The organism is Glutamicibacter sp. MNS18 (genome assembly GCF_026107515.2).
In the GTDB taxonomy this organism is placed as follows: domain Bacteria; phylum Actinomycetota; class Actinomycetes; order Actinomycetales; family Micrococcaceae; genus Glutamicibacter.
The window spans coordinates 314,806-325,504 of record NZ_JAPCHW010000006.1; the positions used below are offsets into that span (position 1 = coordinate 314,806).

The 10,699-nt window shown below is 65.8% G+C and carries 11 protein-coding genes; 7 read left to right on the forward strand and 4 right to left on the reverse strand.

Annotation, left to right across the window (positions count from 1 at the left end):
• Nucleotides 1-176: 176 nt before the first annotated feature.
• The 3 genes from OK351_RS11290 to OK351_RS11300 all read right to left on the reverse strand — a co-directional run bounded on the left by OK351_RS11290 (nucleotide 177) and on the right by OK351_RS11300 (nucleotide 4,038).
• Nucleotides 177-1,400: a helix-turn-helix domain-containing protein gene (locus OK351_RS11290; protein ID WP_265158919.1), complete on the reverse strand. Its 1,224-nt coding sequence runs from the start codon at nucleotides 1,398-1,400 to the stop codon at nucleotides 177-179.
• A gap of 92 nt (nucleotides 1,401-1,492) precedes the next feature.
• Nucleotides 1,493-3,145 carry an ABC transporter permease gene (locus OK351_RS11295; protein WP_265158921.1) on the reverse strand — a complete coding sequence of 551 codons (1,653 nt, stop codon included), beginning with the start codon at nucleotides 3,143-3,145 and terminating at the stop codon, nucleotides 1,493-1,495.
• On the reverse strand, nucleotides 3,145-4,038 hold the full coding sequence (locus OK351_RS11300) for an ABC transporter ATP-binding protein (protein ID WP_265158923.1): 894 nt from the start codon (nucleotides 4,036-4,038) through the stop codon (nucleotides 3,145-3,147). Before OK351_RS11300 ends, OK351_RS11295 begins: the two co-directional genes overlap by 1 nt.
• A 257-nt stretch (nucleotides 4,039-4,295) precedes the next feature.
• On the opposite strand from OK351_RS11300, the gene OK351_RS11305 reads away from it, so the two are divergent.
• From OK351_RS11305 to OK351_RS11320, 4 genes are all read left to right on the forward strand, one after another.
• Nucleotides 4,296-4,634, forward strand: coding sequence for an ArsR/SmtB family transcription factor (locus OK351_RS11305; RefSeq protein WP_265158925.1), 339 nt, complete (start codon nucleotides 4,296-4,298; stop codon nucleotides 4,632-4,634).
• A gap of 13 nt (nucleotides 4,635-4,647) precedes the next feature.
• Complete coding sequence (locus OK351_RS11310; protein WP_265158926.1) at nucleotides 4,648-5,619, forward strand: SRPBCC family protein; 972 nt, start codon at nucleotides 4,648-4,650, stop codon at nucleotides 5,617-5,619.
• Nucleotides 5,620-5,677: 58 nt separating this feature from the next.
• The gene (locus tag OK351_RS11315; RefSeq protein ID WP_265158928.1) at nucleotides 5,678-6,379 is read left to right on the forward strand and encodes a demethylmenaquinone methyltransferase; all 702 of its coding nucleotides are present in this window, start codon (nucleotides 5,678-5,680) and stop codon (nucleotides 6,377-6,379) included.
• Between the two features lie 302 nt (nucleotides 6,380-6,681).
• Complete coding sequence (locus tag OK351_RS11320) at nucleotides 6,682-8,286, forward strand: ABC-F family ATP-binding cassette domain-containing protein (RefSeq protein ID WP_265158930.1); 1,605 nt, start codon at nucleotides 6,682-6,684, stop codon at nucleotides 8,284-8,286.
• On the opposite strand, the gene OK351_RS11325 is transcribed toward OK351_RS11320, so the two are convergent.
• Nucleotides 8,283-8,498 carry a hypothetical protein gene (locus OK351_RS11325; RefSeq protein ID WP_265158932.1) on the reverse strand — a complete coding sequence of 72 codons (216 nt, stop codon included), beginning with the start codon at nucleotides 8,496-8,498 and terminating at the stop codon, nucleotides 8,283-8,285. The two genes, OK351_RS11320 and OK351_RS11325, sit on opposite strands and share 4 nt — an antisense overlap.
• A 149-nt stretch (nucleotides 8,499-8,647) precedes the next feature.
• Between OK351_RS11325 and OK351_RS11330 the strand changes: the two genes are divergently transcribed.
• The 3 genes from OK351_RS11330 (at nucleotide 8,648) to OK351_RS11340 (ending at nucleotide 10,483) form a co-directional block, all read left to right on the forward strand.
• Nucleotides 8,648-8,899, forward strand: a complete 252-nt coding sequence (locus OK351_RS11330; RefSeq protein WP_265158934.1) for a hypothetical protein — start codon at nucleotides 8,648-8,650, stop codon at nucleotides 8,897-8,899.
• Nucleotides 8,900-8,995: 96 nt separating this feature from the next.
• A complete protein-coding gene (locus OK351_RS11335; protein ID WP_371931422.1) occupies nucleotides 8,996-9,607 on the forward strand; it encodes a dienelactone hydrolase family protein in 612 nt (203 codons plus the stop codon).
• Nucleotides 9,608-9,991: 384 nt separating this feature from the next.
• Nucleotides 9,992-10,483: a hypothetical protein gene (locus OK351_RS11340; RefSeq protein ID WP_265158936.1), complete on the forward strand. Its 492-nt coding sequence runs from the start codon at nucleotides 9,992-9,994 to the stop codon at nucleotides 10,481-10,483.
• Nucleotides 10,484-10,699 lie beyond the last annotated feature (216 nt).

Consider the following 10,699-nt stretch of genomic DNA (forward strand, 5'->3'; position numbering starts at 1 on the left):
CCTTTGTCTCGGTCCTGCCGCATGGCCAGATGCCAGCGTCTTGAGTGTGACTATAGTCACCCCTAGGTTGCAGCTACGTTGCAACCCGTCGCTTCGGCAAATGCGCTTGGCGTCATGAGGCATGACCCGATCAGGTGCGCGGAAGCGCCAACGGACCAGACGGGAGGTACGCGGCGCTAGTCTTGGAGTTGTTCCACTTCGGCCACCACAAGGGAGCGGGCCGGGGAATCCGGGGGAAGTTCCCGCAGGGCGGCCATCAGGAACTGGGCATCTCCGCTTTGCCGTCCCAGCCGCAACAACTGCTGCGCCGTCCCCCGATCCAAGGCCACTTCGCGGATGGCGGCCTGGGCGCGATGTCGCATCGCAATGATTCCCGGGGCCTGCGACCGGGCCAGCAGCTCCGTGGGGCACAATTGCAGCGCCTGCTCCAGGTCCCCGGCTTCCAACGCCTGCCACAAGCGGCACACCGTGGTTTCGAGCGCCCATTCCAGCCGGTATGGCCGCGCGGCAAGTGTGCGACCGGGCTTCGCGGAGAGCACCTTGCGCAGGCGGACGATTTCCGAACGCACGGTCCCCACGGCCGCCGTATCGGGATGTTCGAACAGTTCCTCGACAAGTTCGGCATTGCTCAATCCGCGCGGGTGGGCGGCAAGCAGCGTCAGGATTTCGGCATGACGCAGGGAGATCGACGTGCCTGACAGTTCCGGCCCGTCGGCCCCGCACAAGTCCAGGAAGTCCGCCCCGGGCTGCGGCGCCGGGATCCCCGGCAGCAACAGCTGGCTCTCGGCGGCGGCCACGGCGGCCTGCAACAGCGGCAGGGAATGCACGGCAATGGCGTCGGCACCACCGGTCAGGTCCACCGCGCCGATGACCCTGCCGGTGGCGGGGTTACGAATGGGTACTGCGGAGCAATTCAGGTGGTGCACATCCTGGTACAGGTGCTCCGCCCCGGTCACCTGCACCCCGTTTCCGGTAGCCAGGGCCAGGCCGGGAGCCGAGGTGCCAACTGCGGACTCTCCCCAGTTCGCCCCGGCCGCAAAACCAACCCGCTCGGCACCGTTCAGGGAACCGTTGCTTCCGGCGACCCACAGCAGGGTCCCTTGCGCGTCGGCGAGCGCCACCAGGAGGTTCGCGTCGGTGGCGGCCGGTACGAGGAGTTTCTCGAAGACCGGCCAGATACGTTGCAGCTCGCTGTGCTCGCGGGCCAGACGCAGGTGTTCTTCGCTGAGCACGGGCGGTTCCCCGGACCGGACCCGGCTGGACAGGGAGCGTTTCCAGGACTCGCGGACCACGGTCCGCAACGGCAGGGAATCAAGATCGGCCTGGTTCGACCCCAACAGCTCATGGGCGCGCGCCGCTTGGCGCGCCGCCGAAGACCAGTCGATTACCGTACCGCCCATGTGACTCCAGACCCCATAGCGTAGATCACTGCCGTGGACATTAGCCTAGGCCAATTCCATGGGGTTTTGAAGGGGCCGTGAGACCGGGGGCCTCAACGTCCCAAGTCCCGTCTGCTATACAGGATCAACGCGAGCGCGGCAAGGATCGCGGCCGCCAGCGCGTAACCGGCCGGTACGAGCATCGATGCCTGCTCGTGAACGATTTCCAGGGCGTTGACGGACGTGAACGGTTCGGCATCAAGCACGGACTGTGGCAGGTTCAGCAACGGCCCGTACATGCCCACCACGATGCAGGCCACCAACCCGATCCATACCAGGACTGCTCCGCGCCCAAGGCCCAGGGCAAGCATGGACAGCGCGAGCCAGCAGGCCACCACCGGCAGGTTCCAGAGCGCCGCGGCAATGAAGGTGCCCAGCACCGCCTCACCCATACCGGGCTGGGCCCCAACCCCCAGCCCGAAGCCGGCAATCACCAGCAGCCATGCGCAACCGGCCACGTTCAGCAGCAGCTGGCTGCCCATGACCCACCAACGTGAGACCGCGGTGGCCAGCAACAGCTCAACCCGGCCCAGGGACTCGTCGCGGCGCAACCGGTGGGCACCTTGCACCGCGAAGATCGCCACCACCATGGCGAAGAAGACCAGGAATGTGGCCATGGCCGCCACCACGATCTCCTGCAGTGCGGCCTGCCCACCGCGCAACCCCAGAACCGCCTGCAATTGCGGCAGGTCGCGGAACGCGTCGGCCACCGGGCCCGCCAGTGACCCGGTCAGTACCGCTGCGACCAGGATCGAAACCGTCCAGCCGAACAACCGGCCGCGGTCCAGGCGGGCACCCACCCCGATGACCCTCCGGCCCAGGGCCCGGGCACGGTCGCGTCCCGCACGCTGGGGCAGCAGCCCCGCCCCGACTTCACGCCTCTGCTGCAGCAGGAAGCTGGCCAGCCCCACCGCGATCAGCATCGCGACCACCAGCAGCAACGGCCACCAGCGTTGCTCCACGAAGAGCCGCTGCTGCTGGATCCAGCCCACCGGGGTCAGCCAGGACAGCACATTGCCGCCCGGCTCGCTGGCATCACCCACCGCGCGCAGCAGGTAGGCCAGGGCAAGCACCGCACCGGCCAGCGACGCGGCGGTCCTCGCGCTGGAGCTCAACTGTGCGCACAAAGCGCCGATCGCCGCGAAGACCAGGCCAACCAGCATCAGCCCGAGGCAGAACCCGACGGATCCGGGCAGCGGAAAACCGAGTAGCAGCAGCGCCGCAAGCATCAGCCCGGAGACCACGACGTTGGCCAGCAGGCAGGTTGCCAGGGCGGCGGTCACCGGGGCCAGACGGCCCACGGGCAATGCCCTGAGCAGTTCGGTACGCCCGGCCTCCTCGTCCGTTCGGGTATGACGCACCGCCAGTCGCAGGGACATGATGCCCACCATCACCGCATACAGGCCCAGCAGCTCATTCGCGACCATGACCTCAAGGGTGTAGTTGTCCAAACCGTAGCCCGGGCCGGAAAGCATCGCCCCGGCCGGCAGGCCGATGATGGCCGCCCTGGCCTGCAGCCCCTGGGCGCCCAGGACCTCGTTCACGGCCAGCGCCATGTAGTACAGCAGCCCTACCAGCGCCAGGGCCCATATCGCGATCCCCCACCTGCTGGTGCGCAGCATCGAACGCCAGAGCACCCCGGCTCCGGCCAGCGTCCCGGTCCCCTGTGTTGGCAGCGCATGCCTGCCTGCACCCCGGGCGCTCATTACCGCCCCGCCGAGGTGTAGTGGTGCAGGAACAGCTCTTCCAGGCTCGGCGGGGTGCAGCTGAAGGAGTGCACCGCGTAGCCGCGGAGGATCGCCAGCACTTCCTCGATACCATCCGGTTCGACACTGAACCGGTGGACCGCCTGCTGGCTGTGCAGTTCATGCACCGCCGCAAGTCCAGCCAGGACGTGGGCCGGGATGTCGCTTCCCAGCACCACATGGCTGCGGGTCAGGTGGCGAAGTTGCTGCAGGCTGCCCGATTCCACGGTGCGTCCCTCCCGGATGATGGTCACCTGGCTGCACAGCTTCTCGACCTCGGCCAGGATATGGCTGGAGAGCAGCACCGCAGTGCCCCGGGCGGCCGCTTCGGCCACCGCCTGCTGGAAGACCAGCTCCATCAGCGGATCCAGCCCGCTGGTGGGTTCATCGAGCACCAGCAGGTCCACGTCGCTGGCCAGGGCCGCCACGAGTGCCACCTTCTGCCTGTTCCCCTTTGAATACGTGCGGGTCTTGCGGGTCGGGTCAAGTTCAAAACGCTCGATCATTTCCGCGCGGCGTTGCTCGTTCGTCGCACCCCGCAAGGACGTCAGCAGGTCGATGACTTCGCCGCCGGTCAGCCTGGGCCACAGGGTCACCTCCCCGGGCACGTAGGCCAGCCTCCGGTGCAGCTGCACGGCGCGGTTCCAGGGGTCGGCGCCGAAGAGCCGCACCCTGCCCGAATCGGCTCGCAGCATTCCCAGAAGTACGCGGATTGCTGTGGTCTTGCCGGCCCCGTTGGGTCCGAGGAAGCCATGGATCTGTCCGGGTTCCAGCTCCAGATCCAGCCCGTCCAACGCCTGTATCTTGCCGAAGCGCTTGCTCAGCTTCGAGAACTCGACGATCGCCTGCCCCATGACCACTCCTTGCCTGCGAGTGCCACCCGCCGCTTGGTTGTCCCTCCGATGCTAGGTGCGCAGCCCGGGATGCGGAAGGCCTTACGGGCAGAACGGCGCAACCGTTAGGCCAACCGGGGTACTTTTCACCTACAAATCCAGGAGACTAGTCTCCTTTGCGCGATCCCGCTGCGGCATGATGGCACCAACATTTTTTGCCCCATGTTTTTTACCCCACCCCTTTCAATGGGCGCCCAACGGGAGTAATATACAACCAAATGGTTGTATATGAGTTGAGCGAAGAACAGGTGAACAAGGTCTTCCGCGCCTTGGCTGACGCCACACGACGGGATATCGTGCGGCGCACACTGAACGAGGAAGTCCGTGTGTCCGATTTGGCCGCATCCTACGACATGTCGTTTGCCGCGGTGCAGAAACACGTCGCAGCCCTCGAAGCCGCGGGCCTGGTCACCAAGATCGCACGTGGCCGCGAACGGATCGTTCGTGGCCAGCCGGATACGATCCGGCACGTCAAGGAACTACTGACCGCCTACGAGGATCTCTGGCGCCAACGGGTCAACCGCCTGGATGCCTTCCTCGCCGACCAGACACCGTAGAAGGAGTCTTCCCATGCCTGTCACCTCCGTCGTCAAGGACGAAGAGACGCTGACACTCACCGTCCACGCCGAATTCCCGGTCCCCGTCGAACGACTCTGGGACGCCTACCTGGATCCGCGGCAACTGGAGAAGTTCTGGGGGCCGGTCGGCTACCCGGCCACCTTCACCCGCCATGATGGTGCCGCAGGTGGACGCAGCAACTACTACATGACCTCGCCCGAGGGCGAAAACTACCACGGCTACTGGCAGTGGACAGAAGTCGTTGAACACAAGTTCTTCGAAGTCACCGATGGGTTTGCACACGCCGACGGCACCCCGAACACGGATCTTCCCACCACCCGCACGGTATTCACCTTCGACCCGGTGCCAGATGGATCGAAGCTGACCGTCACCACCAACTTCACAACCGTTTCCGAGCTGGAACAGCTGGTGTCCATGGGCATGGACGAGGGACTGCGTTCCGCCATGAGCCAGATCGAACAGGTATTGATCGACCTGCGCAATTACGCGCAGACCTTCAGCACCGAGGCGCAAGCGCTCTCGGACACCCATGTCCGGGTCAGCCGGCTGATCCGCGGAACCCTGGAGCAGGTCTGGCGAGCACACCACGACGCCGAACTGATGCAACGCTGGCTGCTGGGCCCGGACGGATGGACGATGACCGAATGCCTGCTGCCCGGGGCGGTGGGCGAACACTACCGCTACTGGTGGGAGCCCGGCCCGGATACCGAGGGACAGGGCTTCGGGTTCACCGGGGAATGCCTGGCCAGCATCCCGCAGAGCTACGAATCCTTCACCGAGCAGATGATCGGCACCGACTACCCGCCAACGCTCAACGAAACCACCTTCACCCCCACCACGGGCGGAACGCTGCTGAGCCTGGTCATCACCTATCCGGATGCCGAAACCAGGGACACCGTCCTGGCAACCGGAATGATCGACGGGATGGAGGTCAGCTACCGGCGATTGGAGTCGCTACTCTGAGAGCGATTCCGCGCACATCGGGGCATATGCAAAGCATGAATGTGAAACACTGGGAACCATGACTTCCCACAATGTGCGCGCGGGCCTGGACAAGCAGGCCAACCAGGTTCAGGAGATGTTCGACAACGTAGCCCCGCGCTACGACCTGCTCAACACCCTGATGACCGGCGGCATCGTCAACTACTGGCGCAAGGTCACCACCGAAGCCGTCGCCCCGAAGCCCGGTGAACACATCCTCGACCTGGCCGCCGGCACCGGCACCTCCTCGGTACCCTTCGCCGCGGCCGGGGCGAAGGTCACCGCCTGCGACATGTCCCACGGCATGCTCGCCGAGGGCCGCAAACGCCACCCGCAGCTGGAGTTCATCTACGGTGACGGCACCGACCTGCCCTTTGAGGACGATACCTTCGACGCGGTGACCATCTCCTACGGGCTGCGCAATATCTCGGACACCGAAAAGGCCCTGTCCGAGATGCTGCGTGTCACCAAGCCCGGTGGGCGGATCGTGGTGGCCGAATTCTCCACCCCGACCATCACCCCGGTCAAGGTCGCCTACCAGCAGTTCCTGCCCCGGGTGATCCCGGCACTGGGCTACCTGGTCTCCTCGAACCCGTCGGCCTACGCCTACCTGGCCGAGTCGATTGCCGCCTGGCCCAACCAGGAACAGCTGGGACGCAAGTTCCTCAACGTCGGCTGGAAGAACGTCGAGTTCCGCAACCTGACCGGTGGCATCGTCGCGGTGCACCGCGCCACCAAGTAGGCAAAGCCTTCAGCAGTCGGCAGCGAAACCCGGTCGGCGGTATCCCACCGGGTTTCGCTGTTCGTCGCTTGCGCGAACTGCTACAGTACTAACCATGAAGACCGAGATCTCCCGCGCCTAGCCCGCAGAACCCAGCACGCTCCGGCGTGCACCTGTTCATTCCCCGGCTGGCCGACCTCGGATCTCATCGATTCCCCGCGTGTTCGCGCCCGGACAGCCTTCGGACTCCCCTCGATGCCCTTCCGCCACCGGTCGGCAGCCCCCACCCCTGCCCCCTTTCGGCAGTATCGAGGAGGCCAGCAATGGCTCAAACACCATCAATCACCCTTCATTCCGTATCATTGAGCTGGCCCGATGGCAGCCCCGCACTGCAGGAAGTCGATGGCAGCTTCCCCACCGGCAGTACCGGCCTGGTGGGAACCAACGGCAGCGGCAAGTCCACCCTGCTCAAACTCATTGCCGGGAAGCTGCACCCCACCGCCGGGCATCTCGAGACCTCGGGCGACGTCGCCTACCTGCCACAGGGCATCACCCTGGACCAAGACATGACGGTGGCCGGGTTGCTGGGGATCTCCGAGGTGCTCGATGCGCTGCACGCCATCGAAGCGGGCAGTGTGGAAGTCGCGGACTTCGAGGCGGTCGGCGAGCGCTGGGACATCGAGGCCCGGGCGGAAGCCGAGCTGGCACGTATCGGGTTCGGGGCCGCGGACCTGCTCCGCCCGGTGAGCGGGCTGTCCGGTGGGGAGGTGATGCTGATCGCGGTGATCGGCCTTCGCCTGGCCGACGCCGGAATCACGTTGCTGGATGAACCGACCAACAACCTGGATGCCCCCACCCGGAAGCTGCTGTATTCGATGTTACGGCAGTGGCCGGGCAGCCTGGTGGTGGTCAGCCACGACCTCGACCTGCTCGAGCTGATGCAGAACACCGTGGAACTGCACGCCAACACCCTGCGCAGCTACGGTGGACCGTACAGTTTCTACCGTGAGCAGCTGGCCGCCGAACAGGACGCGGCCCAGCAGGCGGCCCGTAGTGCGCAGCAGGCGCTGAAGGTCGAGAAACGCCAGCGCGTCGAGGCCGAAACCAAGCTGGCGCGCAGGCAACGGCAGGGCCGTGCCCTGCAGCTCAGTGGCAGCATCCCGCGGATGGCGGCCGACAACCTGCGCAAGAAGTCCCAGGCCTCTGCCGGGTCGCTGCGCGCGGAGCTGGATTCCAAGGTCGAATCGGCCCAACAGGCAGTGGACTCGACCGGCACCAGGGTCAGGTCCGAGGAACATATCAGCTTGCAGTTGCCGGATCCGAAGCTGCCACGTAGCCGCCGAATCGCCGAACTTGGCGATGGCAGTCGCAGCCATATCATCCAGGGCCCCGAACGCGTCGGCCTCGTCGGCGCCAACGGAAGCGGGAAAACCACCTTGTTGCACCGGTTGCTCGGCCTGCCGCACCCCGGGGCGCTTCCAGTCTCCGCCCGGTTGCTGACCGACCGGGTGGGATACCTGCCGCAGCGGCTGGATTCGCTGGATGAACGGGCCTCGGCCATGGACAATGTACGGGCCGTTGCGCCGGGCGCCACCCCCGGCGCGATCCGCAACGCGCTGGCCCGGCTGCTGTTGCGCGGCCCGGCGGCTGATCGGGATCTGGCCAGCCTCTCCGGCGGCGAACGTTTCCGCGTCTACCTGGCCACGGTGCTGTTGGCCGAGCCGACGCCGCAACTGATCGTCCTGGATGAGCCGACCAACAACCTGGATGTGACCAGCGTGGAACAGCTCTCCGAGGCGTTGCGGGGGTACCGCGGGGCACTGTTGGTGGTCAGCCACGACCGGCATTTCCTGGCGTCCCTGGATCTGGACTACCAGTTGGAGCTGGATTCCGGTTCCCTGGTACGCCAGGATCCACCGCGGGCCTAGATCGCGTTCCAGGCCTTCCGAAGCCGGGTGTGTTCGCCGCTCCCCTCGGCGGTGGCCGCATCCAGCACCACAAACCGCGGACCGAGCAGCCGCACCTGTTCCGGCTGCGCATCGCCGACCTGGTCGACGCCTGGCGCGGATTCTGCGCACTGCGGCCAGTGGAGACGCGGGTCTTCCCTGTCCTCAACAGCATGCGTGATCTGGGGCGGCATGCCGGCCGGTTCCCCGGCTCCACGACGCCCGCACGGTGCTGCGCAAAGATCGGCCAAAGAAAGGCGGCCCGCGCATGGTGTCCCCGGCGCACCCACCCAGATGCCCCTACACTTGTACCAAGCACGTTTCCCGCCCCCGGAAGGTAACCATGAGCTACCCGCAACGTACCGTAGAGGTCCTACCCGCCGGACTGGTCATCGATGAGTCGGCCACCCTGCTCTGGCATGATATCCGCCGCGCCTTCATCTACGAGACAGGTTCCGGATCGGACATGCTCACCTGCGCCGAGTTCATCCTCGCAGAGGGGTACAGCGTGGAAATCAACAGCCAGATGCCCGGTTGGGACTCTGCTATCGAGCACCTGCCGGAACGGATCGAGAACCTGGTCGACGAACGCTAGCCGGCCACCCCGGAAACGCCTGGAAACGATTGACGGGGAACCGCTCACCGCCTACTGTCGACGACAACCGCAATTGCTTCGAACCAGGAGCCGCAGATGGCCGACGTCGTCCTCTTCCACCACGTCCAGGGACTGACCCCGGGAGTCCAGGCCATCGCGCAGGAGCTGGAATCGCACGGCCACACGGTACACACCCCCGATTTCTTCGACGGTGTACACCCGATGGATATCGATGCCGGCATTGGACTGGTCACCGAACTGGGGGAAAGCGCGCTGACACACCGGGCGATCGAGTTGGTCGACAGCCTTCCCGCCGATCTGGTGTATGCCGGGATTTCCTGGGGTGCGGTACTCGCCCAGCGTTTCGCGCAGCAGCGTCCGGGGGCCATCGGGGCCATCCTGCTGGAGGGCTTCGTCGACTTGGACGCCGAATGGTCCTTCGGCCCCTGGCCACCCTCGGTCCCGGTCCAGATCCATGGGATGGAGCAGGATCCGTTTTTCTCCGGGGAAGGCGATCTCGAAGCTGCCAGGAAGTTCACCGCCGGATCCGGCGCCAATGTGGCAGAGCTGTTCACCTACCCGGGCTCCGCCCATCTTTTCACCGACAGTTCCCTGCCATCCCATGACGCGCGGGCCTTCGCGCAGGTGATGGGGCACATGACCGGGTTCCTTGCACGGGTCGATCCCCGCAACCCGCAACACGAATGACAGTTTTCCCAGGTGAACCACAAATATCCACCGCCCCTACCCGCCCGGGCCGATAGCAGCGGCAGGGATTGGGCACCGGTGACCAACGTCGAGCCGGTCCCATCGCAGCCTTGCGCCACGTCGTGCTGGACGGAACCGACCACTCCAGTCATCACGAGCGGGCACCCGAGATCGCATCAGCCCATCGATCGCGCCCCATAACAGGAAGGGCATTGGCTACCCGACGGGGTGCCGGGTGCCCGCAGTGCGGCACCGTCGCCGACCGGGCCGTGGAAGGTTATCCACAGATCCGCGCTGACCGGACGGAACCGGTGGTAACACTCCTATGCTGAACGGAAATCCAGACAGCCCAGGTGTGTCCACCGGGCATCCCAAGGAGCCATCATGCCGGTCAGCAAGCCCCGCAGGAAGACCACCAGCCACGACGTGCGGCGCATCCGGGAACGACGTGAAATCCAGGTCCGCGCGCAATACCGTTCCCGCTGTCTCCACGACGCCATGCGCGATGTCCTCGATGCGCACGGGGTGGAGGACCTTGCCCGGGCCCTGCGGCACGTCGCGCATCTGAAGGGCTTGCCCGGCAGGGAGGCCCTGCAACCCTACGAGCTGGAGCCACGACGGATCCTGCTGGGGCGCCGGGGCTGGAAGTTGCTGGGTTACGACGAGTTCGGCGACTGCGAGCGGTGGGTCTACACCCCCAGCATCCCGCAGGGATGGGATGAAGACAGCACCCACAGGCCGACCGGGCTGACCTGGGACGGGGAGGTCTACACGATAACCCCGGCATCCGGACCAGGCCGTGAACCCCGCGGTATCCACTGGTTCGACAACGCGATACGTTTCTACATGTGCCTGGACGAAATCGAGAGCTGGTAGCGCCATGGATTCCCCGCTGCCCGGGTTGTCCACAGCTGGCCCACCAGCCACCACGCCCCACCCCGACCCGCGGGACCATCAACCCATGAACCAGATTTCCCTGGCCACAGCCCTGGGCGTCCTACGGGACACGGTGAGCACCCACAACAGCTCACTACACCCCACACTGCGCCAGGAAATCGGGGACCTGACCCTGCAACTACTCACCGCACTGAG